This is a genomic window from Streptomyces sp. NPDC057543 (assembly GCF_042801895.1).
In the GTDB taxonomy this organism is placed as follows: Bacteria; Actinomycetota; Actinomycetes; order Streptomycetales; family Streptomycetaceae; genus Streptomyces.
In genome coordinates, this window is record NZ_JBHVFF010000067.1 from 1 (window position 1) to 24,039 (window position 24,039).

Below are 24,039 nucleotides of genomic sequence, written 5' to 3' on the forward strand. Positions count from 1 at the left end.
GGCCTGGGCCTCGCCGCCGGGGCCGGCCGGCCGGCCCTCGCGGTCGCCGCGGGGCTGGCGGCGACGGTCTGGGCGTACGACCTCCGTCTCAAACACACTCCGGCGGGACCGGCGGCGATGGCGGCGGCGCGCGGACTGGATCTCCTGCTCGGCGCCACAGCCACGGGGGCCGCGAAGAGACCGACGCGTTCGGGCTCGGGCCCGGCCGCCGGTTCGGCAGCGCGCGGCGGCAATCGCGGCGGCATGCGCAGCGCCCTCCCGGCCGCCGGACTGCTCGGCGCGCACACCTACGCGGTCACCGCCGTCTCCCGGCACGAGGCGCAGGGCGGATCGACCACCGTCCCCCTCGCCGCGCTCGCGGCCGTCACCGCGCTGGGCGCCGCGGCCCTGCGTGAGCCCGGCGGCGCGCTCCCGGAACCGGGAAGGCCCGAGGACACGCCCCCGCACGCGCGTCACAGCCGGACGCGGACGGCGCGCCTCTCGCACCGGTCCGGGGCCGCCCCGGCCTCCACCACCCCCCGCCTCCTGCTCACCGCGCTCACCGGCAGCTACTTCCGCACCGCCGCCGGGCCTCTCCTCCACGCCGCCCTCAACCCGTCCCCGCCGCTCACCCAGCGCGCCGTCGGCGGCGGCATCCGGGCGATGATCCCGCTCCAGGCCGCCCTGGCCGCCCGCGCCGGAGCGGCCGGCACCGGGTTCGCCGTCATGGGGCTCGTCCCGCTCGCCCGCACCCTCGCCCGGAAGGTGAGCCTCACATGACGATCCGTCTCGGCTACGGCACCAACGGACTCACCGACCTCCGCCTGGACGACGCCCTCGGCCTTCTCGCCGACCTCGGGTACGACGGGGTCGGCCTGACTCTCGACCACATGCACCTCGACCCCCTCGCGCCGGACCTCTACGCCCGCACCCGCCGGGTGGCGTCCAGGCTCCAGGAGCTGGGCCTCGGGGTCACCGTCGAGACCGGGGCCCGGTACATCCTCGACCCCCGCCGCAAGCACGGCCCGTCCCTCCTCGACCCGGACCCCGAGGCCCGCGCCGCCCGCACCCGGCTGCTCGTCCGGGCCGTCGGCATCGCCGCCGACCTCGATGCCCACGCCGTGCACTGCTTCAGCGGCATCACCCCACCGGACACCGCCCCCGACACCGCCTGGCAGCGGCTCACCGACTCCCTCGCCCCCGTCCTGGACGCCGCCGACCGATCCGGCATCCCCCTGGCGATCGAACCCGAGCCCGGACACCTCCTCGCCGATCTCGCCGACTTCCACCACCTGCGCGTCCTCAGCGGCGATCCGCCACCGCTCGGACTCACCCTCGACATCGGCCACTGCCAATGCCTGGAGCCGGCCCCGCCCGCCGACTGCGTCCGCGACGCCGCCCCCTGGCTGCGGCACGTACAGATCGAGGACATGCGCAGGGGAGTCCACGAACACCTCCCGTTCGGCGACGGCGAGATCGACTTCCCGCCCGTACTCGAAGCGCTCGACGCGCTCTCGGACACCGGGTATCGCGGTCTGACCGTCGTCGAGCTGCCCCGTCACTCCCACGCCGGACCCGAACTCGCCCGCACCTCCATCGAGTTCCTCCGCAAGCACGGCCCATCAGGACGCTGAAACCGCGAAGGGAGCGACGACGCCATGCCGATGAACCCGACGACCACACGGCTGCTGACCCGCAAGGAACTCGACGCCGAGCTCGGCGGAGCCGCGCGCGCCTGGCTCGACGAGGCCCTCGCCGAGGCCGAACACGCCGCCTCCCACGAAGACACCGACCAGCGGTCCGGCGGCCCGTACGCTGTACCGTCGTGGGAGCTGCGGTACGCGGCCGCCGGCCGGTACTGCGGACTCGAACACGCCGACTCCGTACGCGCCCTGCTGCTCGTCGAGGCCCGCGCCGCACTGCCTGCCCTCACCAGGCTCTACGAGCAGGGCACCGCCGCCGAACGACGTGCCGTCCTGCTCACTCTGCACCGGCTGGACCTCGGCCCCACCGCCCTTCCGCTCGTCGAGGACGCCCTGCGCACCAATGACACCCGGCTGGTCGCCGCGGCCGTCGGACCGTACGCGGCCGCCCATCTCGACGCGCACAACTGGCGCCACGCCATTCTCAAATGCCTCTTCACCGGTGTCCCCGTCGAGGCCGTCGACCAACTGACCCGGCGCTCGCGCGGCGACGCCGAACTCGCCCGCATGCTCGGTGACTTCGCGGCCGAACGGATCGCCGCGGGCCGCAGCGTCCCCGCCGATCTCACCCGCGTCCTCGACCTCACCATCCCTGGCCCCGCGGCCCCCACGGAGGAGTCCTGATGCGCATCTTCGACCCCCACATCCATATGACCTCCCGCACCACGGACGACTACCAGGCGATGTACGACGCGGGCGTCCGAGCCCTCGTGGAACCCTCCTTCTGGCTCGGCCAGCCCCGCACCTCGCCCGCCAGCTTCTTCGACTACTTCGACGCCCTGCTCGGCTGGGAACCCTTCCGTGCCGCCCAGTACGGCATAGCCCACCACTGCACGCTCGCCCTCAACCCCAAAGAGGCGAACGACCCCCGCTGCACCCCCGTCCTGGACGCCCTGCCCCGCTATCTCGTCAAGGACTCCGTCGTCGCCGTCGGCGAGATCGGCTACGACTCCATGACCCCGGCCGAGGACATCGCCCTGGCCGCCCAGCTCCAGCTCGCCGCCGACCACGGCCTGCCCGCTCTCGTACACACCCCGCACCGCGACAAGCTCGCCGGTCTGCACCGCACCCTCGACGTCATCCGCGAATCCCACCTTCCCCCGGAGCGGGTCCTGCTCGATCACCTCAATGAGACGACCGTAAAGGATGCCACTGACAGCGGCTGCTGGGCCGGCTTCTCCATCTACCCCGACACCAAGATGGACGAGGACCGCATGATCGCGATCCTCAAGAGCCACGGAACCGAGAAGGTCCTGGTCAACTCGGCCGCCGACTGGGGCAGGAGCGACCCGCTCAAGACCCGCAAGGTCGGCGACGCGATGCTCGCCGCCGGATTCGGCGAGGACGACGTCGACCAGGTGCTCTGGCGCAACCCCGTCGCCTTCTACGGCCAGAGCGGCCGCCTCCAGCTCGACATCGCCGCACCGCAACCACTCCACGAGGGCAACTCCATCCTGCGCGGAGGGGAGTGAGGCGATGCGTTTCCGCCACCCCGACGGCTCCACCGTCCACCTCGCGTACTGCACCAATGTCCACCCCGCCGAGACGCTCGACGGGGTCCGGACCCAACTGCGCGACCACTGCGAACCCGTCCGCAAGCGCCTGGGCCGCGACCGGCTCGGCATCGGCCTCTGGCTCGCCAGGGACGCCGCCCGCAGCCTGATCAACGATCCCTCCCAACTGCGCTCCCTGCGCGCCGAACTGGACCGGCGCGGCCTGGAGGTCGTCACCCTCAACGGCTTCCCGTACGAGGGCTTCGGCGCCGACGAGGTCAAGTACCGGGTGTACAAACCGGACTGGACCGACCCCGAACGGCTCGCCCACACCACCGACCTCGCCCGGCTCCTCGCCGGCCTGCTCCCCGACGACGTCACCGAAGGAACCATCTCCACCCTCCCCATAGCCTGGCGCACCCCCTTCGACACGGATGCCGAAGCCGCCGGTCTCGCACACACCGCGCTCACCACCCTCGCGGAACGCCTCGACGCGCTGGCCGAGCTCACCGGCAAGTCCATCCGCATCGGCCTCGAACCCGAGCCGGGCTGCACCGTCGAGACCACCGCCGACGCCATCGCACCCCTCACCGCCGTCGGACACCCACGCATCGGCATCTGTATCGACACCTGCCACCTGGCAACTTCCTTCGAGGACCCCGGCACCGCCGTCGACGCGCTCCGCACAGCGGGCATCCCGGTCGCCAAGGCACAGCTCTCCGCCGCACTGCACGCCGAACATCCCCACCTCCCCGAGGTACGCGCCGCGCTCGCCGCCTTCGCCGAGCCCCGCTTCCTCCACCAGACCCGCACCAGCACCGCCGCCGGACTGCGCGGCACCGACGACCTCGCCGCGGCGCTCACCGGCCGGGTCCTGCCCGACGGCGCCCCGTGGCGCGCCCACTTCCACGTCCCCCTGCACGCACCCCCGGCACCACCGCTCACCTCCACTCTTCCCGTTCTCCAATCCACGCTGACCCGGCTCGTCGGCGGCGCCGGGCCCCTCACCCGGCACCTGGAGGTCGAGACGTACACCTGGCAGGCGCTCCCGGCCGCACTGCGCCCGCGCACCCGCACCCAGTTGGCCGACGGCATCGCCGCCGAACTCACCCTCGCCCGCGACCTCCTGGTCGACCTCGGCCTCAAGGAGCTCCCATGACCGCAGCCGAGCACCCGACCGAGCAGACCACCACGGCCACCGAACCCACCGCACCCACCCCCCTCCTCGTTCTCGACGTCGTCGGCCTCACCCCACAACTCCTCGACCACATGCCCCACCTCAAGGCCCTGGGGCAGTCCGGCACCCATGCCCCCCTCGGCACCGTCCTGCCCGCCGTCACCTGCGCCGCCCAGTCCACCTTCCTCACCGGCACCACCCCCGCCGAGCACGGCATCGTCGCCAACGGCTGGTACTTCCGCGAACTCGGCGACATCCTGCTCTGGCGCCAGCACAACGGTCTGGTCGCCGGGGACAAACTCTGGGACGCCGCCCGCCGCGCCCACCCCGGCTACACCGTCGCCAACATCTGCTGGTGGTACGCGATGGGCGCCGACACCGACATCACCGTCACCCCGCGCCCCGTCTACTACGCCGACGGCCGCAAGGAACCCGACTGCTACACCCGGCCACCCGCCCTGCACGACGAACTCACCGGGAAGCTCGGTACCTTCCCCCTCTTCCACTTCTGGGGCCCCGGCGCCGACCTCGTCTCCTCCCAGTGGATCATCGACGCGACCCGGCACATCCTCGACACCCGCCACCCCGACCTGGCCCTGTGCTACCTCCCGCATCTCGACTACGACCTGCAGCGCTACGGCCCCGACGACCCCCGCTCGTACCGGGCCGCGGCCGATCTCGACCGGGCCATGGCCCCGCTGCTCGACGACGCCCGCCGCGAGGGGCGCACCGTCGTCGCGCTCTCCGAGTACGGCATCACCCGTGTCGACCGCCCGGTCGACATCAACCGGGCACTGCGCCGCGCGGGCCTCCTGGAGGTCCACACCCAGGACGGCATGGAGTACCTCGACCCGATGGCCTCCCGCGCCTTCGCCGTCGCCGACCACCAGCTCGCCCACGTCTACGTACGCCGCCCCGAGGATCTCGAAGCGACCCGCGAAGCACTCCAGGACCTCCCGGGCATCGAGCAGCTCCTCGACGACGAGGGCAAGAAGGCCAACGGCCTGGACCACCCCCGCTCCGGCGAACTCGTCGCCGTCGCGGACCCCGATGCCTGGTTCACGTACTACTACTGGCTCGACGACGCCCACGCGCCCGACTTCGCGCAGCTCGTCGAGATCCACCGCAAGCCCGGCTACGACCCCGTCGAACTCTTCCTGGACCCCCAGGACCCGTACGTCCGGGTCAAGGCAGCCACGGCGGTCGCCCGCAAGAAACTCGGCATGCGCTACCGCATGGCGGTCGTACCGCTGGACCCGTCACCCATTCGCGGCAGCCACGGCCGCCTCCCCCTGAGCGACGAAGAAGGTCCGCTCATCCTGTGCTCCACCCCCCACGCGTTCACCGGCCCCGTCCGGGCCACCGAGGTGAAGTCCTTGCTCCTCACGCTTGCCGGCCTCGCATGAGATCGGTCCGTGCACAGCGTTTCGAGCATCTTCGAGAAAGAGAGAGACCGTGACCGCGTACAACGACGAATCCGGAACGGACGGCGCCCTGCGCCGCAGCCTCGGCGTCAGCCGCCGCCGCTTTCTGAGCACCTGCACGGCCGCTGCGGCAGCGGCGATCGCCGCGCCCGCCTTCGGCGCGTCGCCGGCCTTCGCCCAGACCGCCTCCAGCAACGGACGGGGCGTCGGCCAGGCTCTGGTCCCGGCGGACAAGCGAGGAATCATCCTGTACACCGTGCGCGACGCCACGGGCCGGGATCCGCTCGCCACCGACCTTCCCTCCGGCTTCCGCGAGGTCTTCAGGGAGCTGGCCCGCTACGGCTACCAGCAGGTCGAGTTCGCCGGGTACGGCCAGCACGCCAACGCACCTGGCGGAAGCAACCTCGAATCGGTGGAAGGCGCCAAGCTGCTGCGCTCGTGGCTCGACGACTACGGTCTGCGCGCCCAGGGCAACCACGGCTTCATCCCGTCGTCCTGGCCGCTGAACCAGAGCGACCTGGACCAGTTCAAGCGCCACCTCGAGATCGCGAACATTCTCGGCATGGAGCACATGGGCACCGGTGGCGACCCCACCGGCAGCGCCTACCGTGCGGACTGGGACGTGGCCGCCGACAAGTGGAACACGCTGGGACGGATCGCACAGGGTGCGGGCATCAAGCTGTACACCCACAACCACGACGCGGCCTACGGCTTCCTGCTCGACGGCGGTCCGCTGGACGCACAGGGCCGCCCCACCCGCAGCTCGGGCATCCGCAAGCTCGAGTACTTCCTTCAGGTCACCGACCCGAAGACCGTATGGCTGGAGATGGACATCTTCTGGGCGCACGTCGCCCAGTACAAGTTCCACACGTACACCGCACACGACGGATCGCAGCAGGAGAACATCTTCGACCCGGCGGAACTGGTCCGTGGCAACACCAAGCGCTACCCGCTGTTCCACGCCAAGGACGGCATCGTCAACACGACCAACGGCCAAGGCTACGACATGGTCCCCTTCGGTACCGGGGTCATCGACTACCGGACGTTCTTCCGCCGCGTCGGGGCGAAGAACTATCACAACCCGATGGTCGAGCAGGACAACGCACCGAGCTCGACCGTCCCCGCGCAGTCCCTGGAGCACGCGCGGATCGGTTACGACAACTTGGCGGCGCTGCGCAAGTAGGACCATCGGCGGCACCGGAGGGGCGGTCCGCGCCTCACCCCGAATTTCTGAACACCGGGGAACAGCGCGAACGCCCGCCCGGTGACGTCAGGCACCGTACGCTCCACGGCAGTCACCAGGAGCGTACGGTGCCTGACCAGCACCGCGAACCGCGCCCGGCGGGGGAGCGGCTGCCGGGCAGCTTCCCGGACAGTCACCCGATGCCGCGACCGCCGATCGATACCATGTGTAAGCACCCCATGGCGGACCGTACGTGCGGTGGGGGAAAGCCCACCGGATCGCGCCGAGGGAGTCCACCGCACCGCACTGACCACCGGAAACGCAGGTGAGAGCCACCCCGAACCCCTGGTATTGTTTTCCATGTCGCCGCGGGAAACCGGGGCCGACCACCTGGTCCGGGTGGCGGAATGGCAGACGCGCTAGCTTGAGGTGCTAGTGCCCTTTATCGGGCGTGGGGGTTCAAGTCCCCCCTCGGACACAACGGTTGAAGATACAGAGACGAGGACCTCGACCTTACGGTCGCGGTCCTCGTTGCGTGTTCGTAGGCGATGTTGATGCCTGGGCCTGACGCGGGTCGCGGTATCGGGATTCCTGGGGTGACGACCTTCAGGCCGAAGTCGGTCAGGGGCGAGGTCGTACCGTGATCGCCACGAGCAAGGGCCCCGAGGGGCCGTCGGCGCCGCAGCCGGGCCGCGTCCCGGGCGGCGGAGGGACAGCCGCCGCAACCGCCCCAGGAGTAGCCCCGACCGATGTCGGTGGTGCCGGGGGCGCCGCGCCGGACCCAGTCGGTGACCGTGACGTCCAATCCTCGTTCCCGGCATGCAGAGGCGATCTCCGAGCCGGTGAAGCCGCTGCCGGTCACCAGCACTCGGCGGGGCCCGGCGGCCGGCCGCTCGGCCAGCCGCCCCGCGGGTGCGCAAGATCCTCGGAGGTATTGCCCGTGGCGTCGAAGCTCGAGATCGTGAACGCAGGCAGTGCCGCGAACAGGAACCGTTGATCCACGGGTTGTTGGTGGCCTGCAGGACGTGGGGCACGGTGGTGGCTCGCGAAGATCAGTGCACCGATCGCGAGGAGGATTTCAACGACTTCTGCTGCGACGCCGTGGTGGCCGCCGCACGGACGGCGATGGCCGAGATGTCGTCGTCGAGACGGCCGCGGCTGTAGTGGACCAGGTCCTTGTGCAACTGCTCGAGCAGCCGGGACGGGGAGTTCGCGTCCCACCTGCCCGCGTGCTGCACCAGCGGGAAGAATACGCCGTTGTGGTCGCGGGTCTCGGTGACGCCGTCGGTGTAGAGCAGCAGTTGGTCCTCTGCGGCGAAGGAGACGGTGTCGACGCGGTAGTCCTGCCCGAGCAGCGCACCCATGTTGATGGGCGGTGAGGGCGCCGTAGGGGTGACCTCGTGGACCGCTCCCGAGTGGAACCGCAGCGGAGGGGGGTGTCCGCAGTTGACGATTTCGACGTCCGATCCGTCGTCGGGGATCTGGACGAGCAGGGCTGTGGCGAAGTGCTCCACCTCGTCGTTGGGTAGTAGCGCGGTGTAGCGGCTCATGCTCACGTCCAGTCGGCGTGCCAGCCGTGCCAGGTCCGGCTCGTCGTACGCGGCTTCCCGGAAGCAGCCGACGATTGCTGAAGCCGCGCCGACCGCGGGGAGGCCCTTGCCGCGCACGTCTCCGATGATCACGCGGACGCCGTGGGCTGTCGCCAGTGCTTCGTAGAAGTCGCCGCCGACGCGGGCCTGGGCCGCGGCGGCCAGGTACAGAGCCTCGATGTCCAGCCGGCCGAGGCGGTGCGGCATGGGGCGCAGCAGGACTTTCTGCGTCGTCTCGGCGACGGAGCGGACGTCGGCGAGGGTCTGCTCCCGCTGCTGGCGCACATGGCTGGCGTACGCGGCCGCGGCGGTGGCGCCGACGATCACTGCGAGGGTGAACAGATGCGTGTGCGGGATCTCACCCATATGGCCACTGATCACGGCGAGCACTACGTCGATGGCTGCTGCGAGCACGCCGATGGCCACCGTTCCGGCCACCGGCCACACCGATGCGGCGAAGGCGGGGGCGAGTGAGAGGAAGCGACTGAAGTAGAGATTACCCGGAGTCACAATGGACAATACGGTGACGATGGCGGTCAGAGCCAGCGGCGCCAGGAGCGCCAGCTCCTCCCCCCGGACGCTGCCCGAACGACGCCAGAATCGACCGAAATAGTTCACATAAGCAGCGTATGTGAGCGGTTGCATCAGACCGGACAGGCACAACGCCGACACCATGAACCTACCGCCGCTCCGGCTCGGACATGGGAGTGGACGCCGGAAGCTGAGCATGCGCGAGCCGTGTTGATCACGGAGTCCTCTACGCTCAGTGACCACCGGAGGGCTCGTGCCTGTCGGCTGTATCACCGAGACACGTACCGGCTGGGGGCGGCCGCGGCGGCGCCCTGAGCGGAGAAGACATCGTTGAAGGAGACGCCCGTGCCCTCCTTCTGCGCGGCGGCGAACTCCATGCCGGCGATCGATGGCCGACAGTGCCGTGACCAGGTGACGGCCCGGTCAATGGCCCGAGGCCTGGCCTCGGGCCTTTGACCGGTCGCCTCACGGACTACACGATCTTTCAGACGTGCTCCGGCCTCATATGTGGATGGGCAGATGGCGCGGTCCGCGGAGCATGGCGTTCTGCCGGTAGGGGGGCGGGTCCTGGACCAGGCGTGCCGTGCCGAGGCGGGGGATCAGCGCCCCGAGGGCGGCCTGGGCCTCGATGCGGGCGAGCGGCGCGCCGTAGCACAGGTGGATGCCGCTGCCGAAGCCGAGGTGCTGGTTGTCGGGGCGGGTGGGGTCGAACCGGTCGGGGTCCTGGAACCGCTTGGGGTCGCGGTTGCCTGAGGCGAGCACGAGTACGACGGGCGTGCCTTGGGGGATGGTGGTGCCGGCGACGTCCATGTCGGCGAGGGGGATGCGCTCGCGCATGTGGACCGGGGGCTCGTAGCGCAGCAGTTCCTCCACCGCACCGGGAAGCAGGTCGGGTTCCCGGCGCAGGCGCTCCAACTGGTCGGGGTGGCGCAGCAGGGTGAGCACACCGTTGGTGATCAGGTTGACCGTGGTCTCGTGTCCGGCGATGAGCAACAGCACGGCGGTCTCCGCCAGTTCCGCCCGGCTGAGCCGCAGGGCCGGATCCGATTCGTTGACGAAGGCGGAGAGCATGTCGTCGCTCGGACGACCACGGCGCTGCTCGGCGAGGTCCACCAGGTACTGGCCCATCTCGATCCGCGCCTGTTCGCCCGTCCGGTCCCGCTCGGTGGAGTCCTCTTCGGGCGTGACATCAGCGGATGCGACCACAGCGTCGGACCATTCCCTGAACAGCGGCTCGTCCTCGCGCGGCACACCGAGCAGCCGGCAGATCACCGAGACGGGCAGCGGGTAGGCGAAATCGTCGACGATGTCTACCTGCCGGCCCGCATCGAATGCCGCGAGCAGTTCCTCGGTGATCCGGGCGATCTCGCCGCGCATGGCATCGATCCGGCCCGGGCTGTGCGGCGGGCCGAACGGACGCATGGCCAGGGTGCGCAGCCTGTGGTGCTCGGGGTCGTCGAGCCGCAGGAACGGCGGCTCGTGCATCGTTTCGCCACGGCTGCGGGGATCGGCGCTGATTCGCGGATCGTGCAGCAGAGCGGTGATCTCGTGGTAGGTGCCGATCAGGTAGCTGCCGTCCGCCTGCGGCACCACGGGACCGGCCTCGCGGAGTTCCGCGTACAGCGGGTAGGGGTTGGGGCGGTTGGCGTAGTCGGTGATCCGTTCCAGCAGGGTGTCGGCGGCCATGCGTACGGCTCCTCGTGATGGGGCGGGATGTTGGTCAGCCGGCGGGCTGCACCATGGTCAGCCGTCGGTCCGGCAGGTAACCGGTGAGCGCCACAGTGGGACCGTGGGACAGCCCCTTCGGGTCCGGCACGTCGGAGGGGACCGGGATCTCGGCCGCCAGCGGACGGTCTGCCGCGCCGGACGCGGGCGGGAACGGGGCGGCGGTCTCGATCAGGTGCTGGTAGTACTCGAGCGACTTGGCCATGTCGACGGTGACCGCGGCGGTGACCCGCCCCTGGTAGCCGTAGACCAACGCCAGACGGCGCGTCTCCAGCGAACCCTGTGCGATGACGACATGGTCGGAGAAGGTGGGCACGCCCACCGACTTGATGTTGAGCCCGAACTGGCTCGACCAGAACGTCGGGAGGGCAAGGTGCGGCCGCCGCAGCGGTCCCGGACTGACCATGTTGTGCGCGGCGACCTCGGCCTGCGCGACCGCGTTGCCCCAGTGCTCCAGGGAGAGCATCTGGTACCCGAACAGCGGGTGCGGGAAGCGGGAGACGTCACCGGCCACGAAGACGTCGTCGGTGACGATTCCGTACATGTTGAAGGCCCGGCACCCCGCGTCGCAGGCGACCCCGCGCGGGCCCGCTGCGAGCCCGGAGTCCGCCAGCCACTCGACGTTGCGGACCGCCCCCAATGCCACGACGCACACGTCCGCCTCGACGCGGCTGCCGTCGGACAGGTCCGCACCGGTGAACCGGCCGTTGCCGTCACCGCGCAGGGCGGTGACCGTCACTCCGCAGCGCAGGTCCACCCCGTGGTTGCGTTGCATGGCGGCGGCGAGCTTCGCCAGGGTGCCGCCGAGTGCGCCCACCAGGGGTGCGGGGCCGCGTTCGGTGACCGTGACCTCCAGTCCCCGTTCCCGGCATGCGGAGGCGATCTCCGAGCCGGTGAAGCCGGCGCCGATCACCAGCACCCGGCGGGGCCCGGCGGCCAGCCGCTCGGCCAGCCCCGCCGCGTCGTCGCGGGTGCGCAGGGTGAACACCCCGTCCAGGGCGGCCTCCTCCGGATGGGGCCAGGGTCGCGCCCGGGTCCCGGTGGCGATCAGCAGCCGGTCGTACGGGAGCGCGTCCCCATCGGCCAGCAGCACTCGCTTCCCCATCGGGTCCAGACCGGTGGCGCGTACCCCCAGCCGCCACTCGGCCTCCGGGTTCCGGCGCATCGGCAGCCCGGTCGTGTCCGCCGCCACCTGGCCGAGCAGCACCTGTTTGGACAATGGCGGCCGGTCGTAGGGCGGACAGGGCTCATCCCCCACCACGGTCAGTGAGCCGGTGAAACCCTCTTCGCGCAGTGTCTCGGCGGCCCGCAACCCGGCCAGCGATGCGCCCACGATGACGATCCGGCCCTCGTGCAGATCACCGGCCACCGGCCTTCACCTCCTCGCCCACGAGGACAGCCTGGACGGGACACGCCGCCGCAGCCTGGCGCACGCGCTCGGCCTGGTCGTCGGGGACGGCCGGGTGGTACAGCAGTCCCTCCTCCCCGTGCAGTTCGAACACCTGCGGAGCGAGGAACACACACTGCGCATAGCCCTGGCATCGCGTGAGGTCCACAACGGTCTGCATGGCGAGTCACTCCCTTGGTCGTCGCGGCGTTCCCTCCTCTGTCTACGCCTGTGCCGCATCGGGCGCTTGCCCAGCTACGCCTTTCGGATGCCGTAAGGAGCGGCAGCGGCAATTCCCGGGGGGCGTGCAACCGAGGCCCCGGCCGGGAACCATCCCGACCGGGGCTCTGTGCTGTGCGGGACGGTGCTCGACGGTCGTGCCGGGGTTTTGACGGGCTGCTTCGAGGCGAGCCCGGCGCCGGACGGATGGCTACCGGTCGGCGGAAGGGGGCAGTTGCGCGGGGCTCACCCGCTCGCCCAGTACCTCGGTCATGAACTGGACGAGCCACCGCTGAGAGGGGCTGCGCGAGGCCTCGTGGCGCGCGTAGAGAGCCACTTCCACCGGCTCCGCCTCGAACGGGAGGCGGACCAGGCGCAGGCGGTGCGAGGCCGTGAAGACCTCCCCGACGTACTCCGGGATGACGGCGATCAGATCGGTCTGCTCCAGCAGGTACGGGAGCATCGAGAAGCGCGTGGCTTCCACGGCGACCCGGTCCAGTAGGCCGTTCGCGGCCAGCGCGGTGCGCGGCGCGGCGTGACCGCTGGGCCCGTGCACGGTCGCGTGGTGCTCCGCCGCGAGCGCCTCCAGGCTGATCGAGTCGCCCGTCACCCGGGGGTGGTCGGCCGAGACCATCCCGACGTAGCGCTCCCGGAAGAGGGGAATCCGCACCGTCCGGTGTGAGCTGAGCACCGGGGTGGCCACGAACGCGTCCAGTTCGCCTCGGCGCAGCCGGCCCTCCGCGTCGGCCACGTCGAGCGGCTGGATGGTGAACGAGACGCGGGGTGCCCGTTCGCGCGCCTTAGCCAGGAGCCGGGGCAACAAGGACGTCTCGCCCAGGTCCGAGAGAGCGATGGTGAAGCGGCCCGACATCGTCTCGGGGTCGAAGTCGTCGGCCTGGCGCACGGTTCCGTCGATCTCCGCGAGGGCATGCTGCAACGGTTCGTACAGCCGGCGCGCGCCCGCGGTCGGGGTCAGCCCGCGCCCGGTGCGCCGGAACAGCTCGTCGCCGAAGTGCCGCCGCAGTTTTCCCAGGCTGTAGCTGACGGTCGGCTGTGTCACGTGCAGCGTCTCGGCGGTGGCCGTGACACTGCCGGTCTCGTACAGCAACACGAAGACCCGCGCGAGGTTGAGATCGAAGCTCCTCATATCGATCAACTCTATATCGCAGATCCGCAACATCTATTGGTGCCTAAGTCGGAGCGTTGCCTAGCGTGTCCGCCACCAACAACGTAAGGAACGTCCGTGCCGTCCGTACGCCGTGTCTCCCATGAGCTCCTGGAGCGCCGAGGACTCACCACCATCTTCGGCAACCCCGGCTCCAACGAGCTGCCCTTCCTCGCCGAGCTGCCCGACAGCTTCCGCTACGTCCTCGGTCTTCACGAGGGCGCGGTGGTCGGTATGGCCGACGGCTACGCTCAGGCGACCGGCCGCCCCGTCCTGGTCAACCTGCACGCCGCCTCCGGCTCCGGCAACGCCATGGGCGCGCTGACCAACGCGGTCGCCTCCCGCACGCCCATGGTGGTCGTCGCCGGCCAGCAGGTACGGCCCGCCATCGGCCCCGAGGCCAACCTGGCGAGCGTCGACGCACCCGCGCTCATGAAGCCTCTCGTCGGCTGGTCCGCGGAGCCCGCGTGCGCCGAGGACGTGCCGCGTGCGCTCGCGCAGGCCCTGTTCGAGGCGGAGCTGCAGCGGCGGCCGACGTACCTCTCCGTTCCGTACGACGACTGGGCCGCCGAGGCCGGCGAGAACTGCCTGCCCATCCTCGACCGGCACGTCGAGCGGGGTTCGGCGCTCAGCGGTGAGCAGGCCCGCCGACTCGTCGAGCAAGTGACCGGGGCGCGAAGGCCGCTGCTCGTGCTCGGCGGCGACATCGACTCGGCCGGTCTCTTCGACGATGCCGTCCGACTCGCGGAGCGCCTGGGCAGCCCGGTGTGGGCCGCGCCGTCGCTGTTCCGGCTGCCCTTCCCCAACCGGCACCCGCTGTTCCGGGGTGTGCTGCCCGCGGGCATCGCGCCCGTCTCGGAGGCGTTCGAGGGGCATGACCTCGTGCTCGTGCTGGGAGCGCCGGTGTTCCGCTACCACGAGTACCTGCCGGGCCGTTACCTACCGGAGGGCACCCGACTGATCCAGGTGACCGACGACGCCTCCGCCGCCGCGCGGGCGCCGATGGGCGAGGCGCTGGTCGCCGCGCCCGGCGCCGTCATCGACTTGCTGGTGAACGCGCTGGACGCACCCGGCGAGGCCGCGGGCGAGTACCGGCCCGACCCTGAGCCGCTGACGGCCGAGGGCGATCGGCTGCACCCGGAGGAGGTATTCGCGGCACTGCGCGACCGGATGCCCCGCGACACCGCGTACGTGGTCGAGTCCACGTCCACGAACTCCTCGTGGTGGCGGCAGATGGACCTGCGCCGGTCCGGCTCCTACTACTTCCCGGCCGCCGGCGGGCTCGGCTTCGGGCTGCCCGGCGCGGTCGGCGTCGCGATGGGCCGGCCGGACCGGCCCGTCGTAGGGGTCATCGGCGACGGCTCCGCCAACTACGGCATCACCGCCCTCTGGACCGCGGCCCAGCACCGAGTGCCGCTGACCGTGGTGCTGCTGCGCAACGGCACGTACGGCGCCCTGCGTTGGTTCGGCGGACTCCTGGGCGTCCCGGACGCGCCCGGCCTGGACATCCCCGGTCTGGACTTCACCCGCATCGCGGAGGGCTACGGCGTCGCGTCGCAGCACGTCCGCACTGCGGAAGAACTGCGGGCCGTGCTTGCCGAGCACCCCGACCACCCGCGTCTCGTGCAGGTGGACACGGCGCTCACCACGCCCTCGTAGCCAATTCGACGCACGGCAATTACCCGAAGTACCCGAAGAGCCACAACGGCCAGAAGAGCCCGAAGAGTTCGAAGAGTCCGAAGAGTTAGAGGAAAGGCTGATCGATGACACTCCTGGACAGTGCCGTCTGGGGCGGGAAGCTCCACAGCGACGGTTGGCAGGACTCCGCCTCCGCGCACCCGGTGGTCGAACCGGCGACCGGTGCGCAGCTCGGCACCGTGGGCCTGGCCACGGAGAAGGACGTGCACCGTGCCGCCGCCCGTGCCGCCGAGGCGCAGCGGGCGTGGGCCGCGACCTCGCCGCAGGCGCGGGCCGCCGTGCTGCGCCGTGCGGGCGAGCTGTTCACCGAGCATGCGGCGGAGATCGAGGACTGGCTCGTCCGCGAGGCCGGTTCGGTGCGTGCCAAGGCGGGTTTCGAGGTCCAGCTCGCCGTGGGGGAGTGCTTCGAGTGCGCGTCGCTGCCCACGCATCCACAGGGCGAGGTGCTCACCACCGAGGAGGCGCGCTGGTCGCTCGCCCGCCGCCGCCCCGCCGGTGTCGTGAGCGTCATCGCTCCGTTCAACTTCCCCCTCATTCTCGGCCTGCGTTCGGTGGCACCCGCGCTCGCCCTGGGCAACGCGGTGCTGCTCAAGCCGGATCCGCGCACCGCGGTGACCGGCGGCGTGGTCATCGCGCGCATCTTCGAGGAGGCCGGGCTGCCGGCCGGTGTGCTGCACCTGTTGCCGGGTGACGGCGCGGTCGGACAGGCGGTCGTCGAGGCCCCGGAGGTCCGGGTGATCTCCTTCACCGGTTCGACGCCGGTCGGTCGGGCCATAGGCGAGCGGGCCGGCCGCCTCCTGAAGCGGGCCCACCTGGAGCTGGGCGGAAACAACGCTCTGGTCGTGCTGCCCGGCGCCGATGTGCAGAAGGCGGCATCCGCCGGCGCGTTCGGTTCGTATCTGCACCAGGGGCAGATCTGCATGACGACCGGCCGTCACATCGTCCACGAGTCGCTGGTGGCGGAGTACACGGCCGTGCTCGCGGCGAAGGCCAGGGCGCTGCCGGTCGGCGACCCCGCCCGCGAGGATGTGGCCCTCGGCCCGATCATCGACCGGCGGCAGCTGGAGCGCGTGCACGGCATCGTCACGGAGAGCGTCGCGGCGGGTGCCACCCTCGCCGCGGGCGGTGAGATCTCCGGGGCCTGCTACCGGGCCACCGTGCTGAGCGACGTGACCACGGACATGCCCGCCTGGCGCGAGGAGGTCTTCGGTCCCGTCGCACCGGTCATCGGCTTCTCGACGCTGGAGGAGGCCGCGCGCATCGTCGACGACTGCGAGTTCGGCCTGTCCGTCGGCATCCTCGGCGACGTCGGCACCGCGATGAAGCTCGCCGACCGGATCGAGTCAGGCAAGGTCCACATCAACGAGCAGACCGTGGCCGACGAGCCCAACGCGCCCTTCGGCGGCGTGAAGGCATCCGGCACCGGCTCCCGGTTCGGCGGCGCCGCGGCCAACGTCGAGGCGTTCACCGAGACCCAGTGGGTCACCGTCCGTCCCGACATCGCCGATTACCCGTTCTGACCTGCTTCGCACTCCGTCTCCCGCAGCCGCCCCAGGGGGTCCACCGTGGCAAACAACATATCGACGCAGTCTCCGGCCAGATCCGGCACCGCCTCTCGCAGCGCCTGGACGGTGATCCTCTGCTGGATCACCGTCCTGCTGGAGGGCTACGACCTCGTGGTCCTCGGCGCCATCATCCCCACGCTCCTCAAGACCCACCATCTCGGCATGACGGCGGGCGACGCGACCACCATCGCGACGCTCTCGCTCGTCGGCGTGGCCATCGGCGCGGTCTGCGTCGGGCCGCTGGCCGACCGTCTTGGCCGGCGCCTCCTGCTGATCGGGTCGGTGGTGCTGTTCTCCGTCTTCACCATCCTCGTCCCGCTGGCCGACTCCGTCGCCATGTTCGCCGCGCTGCGGCTCATCGCCGGACTCGGCCTCGGCGCCTGCATGCCGGTCTCGCTCACGATGATGTCCGAGCACATGCCCGCGCACCGGCGGGCGCGGGCCTCCACCCTGACGATGACCGGCTACCACACCGGTGCCGTGATCACTTCGCTGCTGGCCCTGCAGGTCACCGACAACTGGCAGGTCCTTTTCTACGCCCTGGGCGTCGCCGGCCTCGTCATCGCCGCGATCCAGTGGTTCCGCCTGCCGGAGTCGGACGCCTTCGTGCGGGCGAAGGAGGCGCCCAAGGCCCAACGTATGGCGTTCACCGAACTGCTCAAGCCCACGTACCTGCGCGCGAGCATCGGGATCTGGCTCGCCTCGTTCATGGGGCTGCTCCTGGTCTACGGCCTCAACACGTGGCTGCCCAAGCTCATGAACGACGCCGGTTACCCGGTGCCCACGGCCGTCACCCAGCTCCTCGTGCTCAACGTCGGCGGAGTCGTCGGCCTGGTGGTCGGTGGATACGTCGCCGACCGGCGTGGCATCAAGGGCACCACGCTCGGCTGGTTCGGCGTCTCCGTGCTCATGCTGGCCTGCCTGAGTATCAAGATCGGCAGCGATCTTCTGCTCAACACCGTCATCTTCTTCACCGGTGTGTTCGTCTTCTCGGCGCAGGTACTCGTCTACGCCTACGTGACGAACTACTACCCGGCGTCCGTCCGCGGCACCGCGCTCGGCTCGGCCTCCGGTATCGGACGCATCGGCTCGATCGTCGGCCCGTCGATCACCGGCGCCCTGGTCACCGCCGGCATCGGCCACCCGTGGGGCTTCTACTTCTTCGCCGCCGTCGCGGTGTTCGGCTTCCTGGCCGTGCTGACGCTGCCGCGCGGAACCGCCGACGTGCAGCCGGAGGTCGCTGTTTCCACAGCCTGACGCACCAGGCGGTGCGCATCGGTGCGCCAACCGCGGTAAGTACGGCGAGTGCCGCAACTGCATCAACTGCCGCACCCTGGCAAGGGCGTGGGTCCGTCTTCCCGGGCGGGCCCATGCCCTTGCTCTGTCCAGGTCAGCCGTTTCTCGCGCTCCCGCGCCGGGTCCGTCAGTGTGCTGCGGAAGCGATCAGCGGGTAGTGGTCGGAGAGGTTCGTGTACGTGTAGTCCGTGCCCCAACTGGAGACGGTCCAGGGCGCGCTCTGCTCCTTGACCACCTCGTTCGTCCAGCCGGCCGGCTTCGCGTGCCCGGCGCGGTGCAGGACGTAGTCGAGATCCTCGCGGGGGTCGTCGGGGTAGCGGTCGGCGGCGATCGAGTTGTCCCGGGTGTCGAAGGAGTACGCGTGCCCGGTGCGGGCATCGGCTCCGGCCAGTCCGGCGTCGGCGAGCATCGACGCGTACTCGGGGGAGCGGGAGTCCACGTTCATGTCGCCTGCCACGATGACCTGTTCGGATGCGGGGATGTTCTTGGCGTCGAGGAAGGCGTCGATCTGCTTGAACTGCCGGCTGCGGATCTGCGCCGCCTCGCCCGCCTTGCATCCGGAGTCGGTCGACTGCGCGTGGGTCCCCACCACATGGACCTTGGTGCCGTTGACGTCCAGTTCGGCGTAGGCAAAACCCTTGTTGGACCACCAGTCGCTGCCGCAGGCGTCCTTGTAGATGTACTGCTCCTTGCGGATGACCGGCCACCTGCTCAGTACGGTGACCCCGCCGTCCTCCGGAGTGGTTGCCGAGTAGGCGCCGCCCGTGGCATCCCAGCCGCTCTTGCTCCGGCCCACCACCGGTGTCCGGTACGGGTATTGCGCGGAAGCGTTGCGCGCCAGTGCGTCGGAGGCGGAGTTGTCGAACGCCTCCTGGAGTACGACCACGTCCTGGCCCTGGAAGAAGGACGCCTTCGGTATCTCCGCCGCCCGGTGGTCCTGCCCCCAGTTCGGGTCGAGGTTCTTGCTCATGAGGAACGTGTTGTACGTGAGCACCCGCAGGGACGGGACGTCGGCCGCCGACGCCTGAGGGGCGTGGACGATCAGAGTGACGGCGGCGAGCGCGGCGGACAGGGTCACGCCGGAGGTGCGGCGGAGCGCGGTGGGCGGCACGAGGTCTCCTGCTTCTGCTGATGGGGGGTGGAACAGCCGACGCCCATACAATCAGCGGGAGTTACCGATGGGTAGATGCCGGATGTCGGGGATCTCGTCATCGGAGCACCAGTGATGGTGGGGTTCCGCCGGGCCGTGCCGTGCTGAGCCGCGCAGAGTCGTGCCCTGCCGCAGTGCAGGTGCCTTCGGTGCCGCGTGCCCCGTGTGCCCCGAACCACACTCCGAATTCCCTTTTGGTAACGATCCGGTCTCGGAGGTCTGGGGAGGCCTTGTTTTCGGCCATGTAATCGATTCCAATCATCTGTGTAATCGATTCCATGGCTCTGGACCGCTGGTTTCGAGGCTCACGGAAACCACAAGGAGGTGGTCCGGAAATGGCGAGCATCAAGGATGTCGCGGCGGAGGCGGGAGTGTCCGTCGCCACGGTCTCCCGCGTACTCAACAGCCATCCCTCCGTCAGCCCCGACGCGCGCGCTCGCGTCCTTGCCGCTGTCGACGTCCTCGGTTACCGCCCCAACGCCGTCGCCCGTTCGCTGCGCACCGATCAGACGCGCACCCTCGGCCTGGTCATCAGCGACGTACTCAACCCGTACTTCACCGAACTGGCCCGCTTCGTCGAGGAGGAGGCCCGCGCCCTCGGCTACAGCGTCATCATCGGAAACGCCGACGAGCGGCCGGACCTGCAGGAACACCACGTACGTTCGCTCCTCGACCGCCGGATCGACGGACTCCTCGTCTCCCCGGCCGACGGAAGCTCCCCGCTCATGCCGGGTTCCGCGGGCAGCGGCACGCCGATGGTCTTCGTGGACCGTTGGATCCAGGGTGTGGACGTCCCCGTGGTGCGCGCCGACGGCCGTGGCGCCATCCGCGACCTGGTCGCCCACCTGCACCGTCTCGGCCACCGCAGGCTCGCGATCGTCGCGGGACCGGCGGCCACCACCACGGGCAACGAGCGCGTCGAAGCCTTCCGCGAAGCGCTGCGCGAGTACGGACTCGCCCTGCCCGACGCCTACATCGGCCAGGGCGATTTCCAGGCGGACAGCGGGCGCCGCGTCACCGAGCGCTTTCTGGCCCTTCCCGAACCGCCCGAGATCGTATTCGCCGCCGACAATCTCATGGCGCTCGGCGCGTTGGACGCGATCCGCGCACGCGGGCTTCGCGTACCGCGGGACATCGGGCTCGCGGCCTTCGACGACATCCCGTGGTTCCTGCACACCGATCCGCCGATCACGGCGATCGCCCAGCCGACGGGAGAGCTCGGCCGCGCCGCCGTACGCGCGCTGGTCGACATCGTCGAGGGGCGGTCCCCGCAGTCCGTGACCCTTCCCGCCCGCCTTGTCGTACGCAGTTCCTGCGGCGAGCACGATCCGAACCGGAGGAGCAACCTGTGAGCACCCAGGGCGAGTTGCTGCGCATCGCAGGCGCACGCAAGTCCAAGGCGCGAACTGGGCGTCGCCCGGCTGTAGATGGCGGAGATTCGCCAGGGCGCTCCGCCTCGACGGGCGCGTTCTGATGGTGCGTCCTGCAAATCCGGCTCGCCCGGTGGCAACACGAAGGCGGACATGTCGCTGTCCGGGCTCAACGACCCCTTCTTCGTACAGCTGAAGGCGGGCGCCCAGGTGGAGGCGGAGGCGGCCGGAGTCGCAGCCCAAGGAAATGTGCAAGATCGCCGTGCAGAAAGCGGTGCGGGCAGTAGAGGACAAGAAGGTCGATAGCATGGTGAAGGTGCCGGTTCAAGGTAGTTACCGAGAAGAATGTCGCCGACTTCTCCCGAACAGCGCCTGAGCGGCGTCCGACCTCGGAAAGCAGGAACAATGCACGTCAACGACCACCACCAGTACGACCTGCTGGTTGTGGGCTCGGCCAACGCCGACCTGGTCATCGGTGTGGAACGCCGGCCAGCACCCGGTGAGACCGTGCTCGGTTCCGATCTCGCCGTCCACCCGGGCGGCAAGGGAGGGAACCAGGCGGTGGCCGCCGCCCGCCTCGGGGCCGTCACTGCGCTGCTGGCACGGGTCGGCGACGACGCCCACGGCCGCCTGCTGCTCGAATCGCAGCGGGCGGCCGGGGTGGACACCGAGGGCGTCCTCGTGGGCGGGGCGCCGACCGGAGTCGCGCTGATCACCGTGGACCCCTCCGGGGACAACAGCATCGTGGTGTCGCCGGGGGCCAATGCCCGGCTGACCCCGGAGGACATCCGGGCGGCAGGACCCCTCTTCGAGGCGGCGCGGGTCGTGTCCGTACAGCTGGAGATTCCGCTGGAGACGGTTGCCGAGGTGGCCGGCGCCATGTCACCCGGCACTCGGCTGGTGCTGAACCCGTCCCCGCCCGCGCCCCTGCCCGATCATGTGCTGGCCGCCTGCGACCCCTTGGTCGTCAACGAGCACGAGGCGCGCTACATCCTGGGGGAAGCTGCCGGCGCCACGCCTCAGGAATGGGCGCGAGCACTGCTGAAGCTCGGCCCGCAGTCGGTCGTGGTCACGCTGGGTGCGGCGGGCGCGCTCGTTGCCGATGGCCGTACGGGCGATGTCGTATCCGTACCGAGCCCCAAGGTCGAGGCTGTGGACACGACGGGTGCGGGTGACGCGTTCACCGCCGCCCTGGCCTGGCGGCTCGGCCTGGGAGAGCAACTCGCCGAGGCCGCCGCGTTCGCCGTCAGGGTCGGTGCGGTGGCCGTCACCCGCCAGGGCGCGCAGGAGTCCTACCCGAGCGCCGAGGAAGTCTCCGCGTTGTGAAGAAGGCAGGAATCCTCAACCGTCGTCTCGCGGTGCACCGGCCGAGTTGGGCCATGGCGACGGGGCACTGATCTGCGACGTGGGTAAGCCCATCCCAACCTGGCCCCTGTGCATGTCCGGGGTGGCAACCGGTCACGACGTACGGCTGCCGCCTCGGAGCTCATCCGGAGACCACCGCGGCCAGCGGTGCCAGGAACGGGCTCGGCGTCTCGTGCCAGAAGATGTCCAGGCCGGCACGGGCATGTGCAGCAGTGGCCGGGGTCGCCGCTCGTCCGACGCGGAGTCCCGCGCCGCGACCAGCGGGGCCACGGGCAGGTGCAGCAGTGGCCGGGGTCGCCGTTCCTCCGACGCGGAGTCCCGCGCCGCGACCAGCGGGGCCACGGGCAGGTGCAGCAGTGGCCGGGGTCGCCGCTCGTCCGACGCCGATCTCCGCGCTGCGACCAGCGGTGCCAGGAACTGGGACAGCGTCTCCGGAGCCGGCCGCGGATTCTCCCGGGCCGTACGCGTCCGCGCAGACCCCGAGTGGGCCAGTCGGTCGCGCGTCAGGGCGACGCAGAGTCTCTTCCCGTTCCGCTTAGGTCAGCCCCGGCCTCCGGCCGCGGTCATGGCGCCGGGTTTCCGGCAGGCTCCCGGGCCCACGCCGGGTCGGCGCCAGGTGCGGCGTCGGCCGGTCCGGTGCAGTCCGTCGTGCTGGAGCCGCGGACGAGGAGTTCCGGACCGAGTCGTACCGTGCGGCTTGGGCCTGCCTTCTCTCCGGCCAGTCGCCGGTCCAGCAACCGGGCTGCTTCCGCGGCCAGTTCGGCGACGGGTTGGCGCACGGTGGTCACGCCCGGGTCGGTGAGGCTCGCCATGGGAATATCGTCGAAGCCGGTGACGGCGATCTCGCCCGGCACGTCCACTCCCAGTTGCCGCAGCCGTTGCAACGCGCCGATGGCGATGAGGTCGTTGGCGCAGACGATGGCGTCCGGGCGGTGCGCGCGGACCCGGTCCACCGCGGCCCGTCCCCACTCGACGGAGAATTCACCGAGTTCGACACGTCCGGGCGCCCGCGGGTCCAGTGCGCCGGCGCCGGACTCGTACGCGGCGCGGCGTTCGACCGCCGCCGAGGCGGTGCCCGCAGCCCCGACGAAGCACGGACGGCGACGCCCCGCGGCCGCGAGATGGTCCAGCACGAGTTGTATGCCGACGGCGTTGTCGACGACCACGGAGTCGGCGACGCCGGGTCCGCAACCTCGGTCCAGCAGTACCAGCGGCACCCGGGCCGCCGCGGCGGTCACCGCGGCCACGCTGTGTTTCTCGTCGACCGGGACGACCAGCAGGGCGTCGACCTGCCGGGCCAGCAGGGCGTCGATCCGGGCCGCTTCGGTCATCGGGTCGTCGTCGCAGTCGGCGAGGATCACGGCACGGTCGTGGACGTGCAGCGCGCGCGTCAGCTCCCGCACCAGAGTGGGGTAGAACGGGTTGGTGATCTGCGGCAGGACGAGGCCGATGGTGCCTGTCGAGCGGCTGCGCAACGCACGGGCCACGTGGTTGGGCCGGTAGCCGAGACTGTCGGCGGCCGCGCGTACCCGCCGGGCGGTTTCCGCGCCGACCGGGCGGTTGCCGACGAGCACTCGGGACACCGTGGCGACGGAACAGCCCGCCAGGTGGGCCACGTCTCGCAGTGTTACTTCCGCCACTTCGGATCGCCTGCCCTGTTCGTCTGGTCCGGCCGCGTGAAGCGGGCGGATGCCCGCGGGGAGTCGGCAAACGTTATCACCGGCCGTTACCTGTGCCCAGGCTGCGATCCCTTGTCCCAAAGGGGTCACAACGTGAGATAAGACGTCACCCATTGACATCGTGGGCGTCGGTGCGCAAAGTTTTCGGAGAACGATTTCCCGGAACGTTTTCTCAACGTTTTCCCACCGCGTGATCAAGGAAGAGTGCGCGGTACCTGTCTGTCTCGCTGCCCGCTCGCGGGTCGGCGCCGCATGCCGGCGCGGACCTCAACGGCGGTCGGGGACCGTACCGGCGCACTCTGTGCAGTAGCCCTTTTGCGGCGCTGGCCGAGATCCATCTC

The 24,039-nt window shown here is 70.6% G+C and carries 18 protein-coding genes, 1 tRNA gene and 2 pseudogenes; 14 read left to right on the forward strand and 7 right to left on the reverse strand.

Features of this window, described 5'->3' with window-relative positions; genetic code table 11:
* The 8 genes and pseudogenes from ACFU8Q_RS14285 to ACFU8Q_RS14320 all read left to right on the forward strand — a co-directional run.
* Positions 1 to 759 (forward strand): annotated as a pseudogene (locus ACFU8Q_RS14285) (prenyltransferase); the annotation flags it as partial.
* A complete protein-coding gene (locus ACFU8Q_RS14290) occupies positions 756 to 1,613 on the forward strand; it encodes a sugar phosphate isomerase/epimerase family protein (protein WP_384452588.1) in 858 nt (285 codons plus the stop codon). The pseudogene ACFU8Q_RS14285 and the gene ACFU8Q_RS14290, both read left to right, overlap by 4 nt.
* A gap of 24 nt (positions 1,614 to 1,637) precedes the next feature.
* Complete coding sequence (locus tag ACFU8Q_RS14295) at positions 1,638 to 2,306, forward strand: EboA domain-containing protein (RefSeq protein WP_384452590.1); 669 nt, start codon at positions 1,638 to 1,640, stop codon at positions 2,304 to 2,306.
* Positions 2,306 to 3,154, forward strand: coding sequence for a TatD family hydrolase (locus tag ACFU8Q_RS14300; RefSeq protein ID WP_384452593.1), 849 nt, complete (start codon positions 2,306 to 2,308; stop codon positions 3,152 to 3,154). Before ACFU8Q_RS14295 ends, ACFU8Q_RS14300 begins: the two co-directional genes overlap by 1 nt.
* Before the next feature lie 4 nt (positions 3,155 to 3,158).
* On the forward strand, positions 3,159 to 4,334 hold the full coding sequence (gene eboE, locus ACFU8Q_RS14305; protein WP_384452596.1) for a metabolite traffic protein EboE: 1,176 nt from the start codon (positions 3,159 to 3,161) through the stop codon (positions 4,332 to 4,334).
* The gene (locus ACFU8Q_RS14310) at positions 4,331 to 5,758 is read left to right on the forward strand and encodes an alkaline phosphatase family protein (protein WP_384452599.1); all 1,428 of its coding nucleotides are present in this window, start codon (positions 4,331 to 4,333) and stop codon (positions 5,756 to 5,758) included. Before eboE ends, ACFU8Q_RS14310 begins: the two co-directional genes overlap by 4 nt.
* Positions 5,759 to 5,807: 49 nt before the next feature.
* Entirely contained in the window at positions 5,808 to 6,959 is a 1,152-nt protein-coding gene (locus tag ACFU8Q_RS14315; RefSeq protein WP_384452602.1) for a sugar phosphate isomerase/epimerase family protein, read from the forward strand.
* 393 nt (positions 6,960 to 7,352) lie between these two features.
* Positions 7,353 to 7,437: transfer RNA gene (locus tag ACFU8Q_RS14320), tRNA-Leu, on the forward strand.
* A 574-nt stretch (positions 7,438 to 8,011) separates the two neighbouring features.
* Here ACFU8Q_RS14320 and ACFU8Q_RS14325 read toward each other — a convergent pair.
* The 5 genes from ACFU8Q_RS14325 to ACFU8Q_RS14345 all read right to left on the reverse strand — a co-directional run bounded on the left by ACFU8Q_RS14325 (position 8,012) and on the right by ACFU8Q_RS14345 (position 13,557).
* Positions 8,012 to 9,166 (reverse strand): PP2C family protein-serine/threonine phosphatase, encoded by a 1,155-nt coding sequence (locus ACFU8Q_RS14325; RefSeq protein WP_384452605.1) that lies wholly within the window; start codon positions 9,164 to 9,166, stop codon positions 8,012 to 8,014.
* Between the two features lie 414 nt (positions 9,167 to 9,580).
* Positions 9,581 to 10,765, reverse strand: coding sequence for a cytochrome P450 (locus ACFU8Q_RS14330; protein ID WP_384452607.1), 1,185 nt, complete (start codon positions 10,763 to 10,765; stop codon positions 9,581 to 9,583).
* Between the two features lie 34 nt (positions 10,766 to 10,799).
* On the reverse strand, positions 10,800 to 12,173 hold the full coding sequence (locus ACFU8Q_RS14335) for an NAD(P)/FAD-dependent oxidoreductase (RefSeq protein WP_384452610.1): 1,374 nt from the start codon (positions 12,171 to 12,173) through the stop codon (positions 10,800 to 10,802).
* Positions 12,163 to 12,372, reverse strand: a complete 210-nt coding sequence (locus ACFU8Q_RS14340) for a ferredoxin (RefSeq protein WP_266750122.1) — start codon at positions 12,370 to 12,372, stop codon at positions 12,163 to 12,165. The genes ACFU8Q_RS14335 and ACFU8Q_RS14340 overlap by 11 nt, the downstream gene beginning before the upstream one ends.
* 249 nt (positions 12,373 to 12,621) lie before the next feature.
* On the reverse strand, positions 12,622 to 13,557 hold the full coding sequence (locus tag ACFU8Q_RS14345) for a LysR family transcriptional regulator (RefSeq protein ID WP_384452613.1): 936 nt from the start codon (positions 13,555 to 13,557) through the stop codon (positions 12,622 to 12,624).
* A 96-nt stretch (positions 13,558 to 13,653) separates the two neighbouring features.
* Between ACFU8Q_RS14345 and mdlC the strand changes: the two genes are divergently transcribed.
* From mdlC to ACFU8Q_RS14360, 3 genes are all read left to right on the forward strand, one after another.
* The gene (mdlC, locus tag ACFU8Q_RS14350) at positions 13,654 to 15,234 is read left to right on the forward strand and encodes a benzoylformate decarboxylase (protein ID WP_384452616.1); all 1,581 of its coding nucleotides are present in this window, start codon (positions 13,654 to 13,656) and stop codon (positions 15,232 to 15,234) included.
* A gap of 104 nt (positions 15,235 to 15,338) precedes the next feature.
* Complete coding sequence (locus tag ACFU8Q_RS14355) at positions 15,339 to 16,793, forward strand: benzaldehyde dehydrogenase (RefSeq protein WP_384452619.1); 1,455 nt, start codon at positions 15,339 to 15,341, stop codon at positions 16,791 to 16,793.
* Positions 16,794 to 16,838: 45 nt separating this feature from the next.
* Positions 16,839 to 18,095 (forward strand): MFS transporter, encoded by a 1,257-nt coding sequence (locus tag ACFU8Q_RS14360; protein WP_384452622.1) that lies wholly within the window; start codon positions 16,839 to 16,841, stop codon positions 18,093 to 18,095.
* 166 nt (positions 18,096 to 18,261) lie between these two features.
* On the opposite strand, the gene sph is transcribed toward ACFU8Q_RS14360, so the two are convergent.
* Positions 18,262 to 19,245 (reverse strand): sphingomyelin phosphodiesterase, encoded by a 984-nt coding sequence (sph, locus tag ACFU8Q_RS14365; protein ID WP_384452624.1) that lies wholly within the window; start codon positions 19,243 to 19,245, stop codon positions 18,262 to 18,264.
* Positions 19,246 to 19,619: 374 nt separating this feature from the next.
* On the opposite strand from sph, the gene ACFU8Q_RS14370 reads away from it, so the two are divergent.
* From ACFU8Q_RS14370 to ACFU8Q_RS14380, 3 genes and pseudogenes are all read left to right on the forward strand, one after another.
* On the forward strand, positions 19,620 to 20,636 hold the full coding sequence (locus tag ACFU8Q_RS14370; protein ID WP_384452626.1) for a LacI family DNA-binding transcriptional regulator: 1,017 nt from the start codon (positions 19,620 to 19,622) through the stop codon (positions 20,634 to 20,636).
* Positions 20,637 to 21,059: 423 nt separating this feature from the next.
* Positions 21,060 to 21,980, forward strand: coding sequence for a ribokinase (locus ACFU8Q_RS14375; RefSeq protein ID WP_384452629.1), 921 nt, complete (start codon positions 21,060 to 21,062; stop codon positions 21,978 to 21,980).
* Positions 21,977 to 22,086 (forward strand): annotated as a pseudogene (locus tag ACFU8Q_RS14380) (RbsD/FucU domain-containing protein); the annotation flags it as partial. The gene ACFU8Q_RS14375 and the pseudogene ACFU8Q_RS14380, both read left to right, overlap by 4 nt.
* A gap of 496 nt (positions 22,087 to 22,582) precedes the next feature.
* Here ACFU8Q_RS14380 and ACFU8Q_RS14385 read toward each other — a convergent pair.
* Positions 22,583 to 23,635 (reverse strand): LacI family DNA-binding transcriptional regulator, encoded by a 1,053-nt coding sequence (locus ACFU8Q_RS14385; protein ID WP_384452631.1) that lies wholly within the window; start codon positions 23,633 to 23,635, stop codon positions 22,583 to 22,585.
* Positions 23,636 to 24,039: the final 404 nt, after the last annotated feature.

Coding starts and splice junctions, on each gene's coding strand:
- ACFU8Q_RS14290 (WP_384452588.1), top strand. CDS start 756: ATGACGATCCGTCTCGGCTACGGCACCAACGGACTCACCGACCTCCGC.
- ACFU8Q_RS14300 (WP_384452593.1), top strand. CDS start 2,306: ATGCGCATCTTCGACCCCCACATCCATATGACCTCCCGCACCACGGAC.
- ACFU8Q_RS14310 (WP_384452599.1), top strand. CDS start 4,331: ATGACCGCAGCCGAGCACCCGACCGAGCAGACCACCACGGCCACCGAA.
- ACFU8Q_RS14375 (WP_384452629.1), top strand. CDS start 21,060: ATGCACGTCAACGACCACCACCAGTACGACCTGCTGGTTGTGGGCTCG.
- ACFU8Q_RS14295 (WP_384452590.1), top strand. CDS start 1,638: ATGCCGATGAACCCGACGACCACACGGCTGCTGACCCGCAAGGAACTC.
- ACFU8Q_RS14330 (WP_384452607.1), bottom strand. CDS start 10,765: ATGGCCGCCGACACCCTGCTGGAACGGATCACCGACTACGCCAACCGC.
- ACFU8Q_RS14355 (WP_384452619.1), top strand. CDS start 15,339: ATGACACTCCTGGACAGTGCCGTCTGGGGCGGGAAGCTCCACAGCGAC.
- eboE (WP_384452596.1), top strand. CDS start 3,159: ATGCGTTTCCGCCACCCCGACGGCTCCACCGTCCACCTCGCGTACTGC.
- ACFU8Q_RS14370 (WP_384452626.1), top strand. CDS start 19,620: ATGGCGAGCATCAAGGATGTCGCGGCGGAGGCGGGAGTGTCCGTCGCC.
- ACFU8Q_RS14345 (WP_384452613.1), bottom strand. CDS start 13,557: ATGAGGAGCTTCGATCTCAACCTCGCGCGGGTCTTCGTGTTGCTGTAC.
- ACFU8Q_RS14340 (WP_266750122.1), bottom strand. CDS start 12,372: ATGCAGACCGTTGTGGACCTCACGCGATGCCAGGGCTATGCGCAGTGT.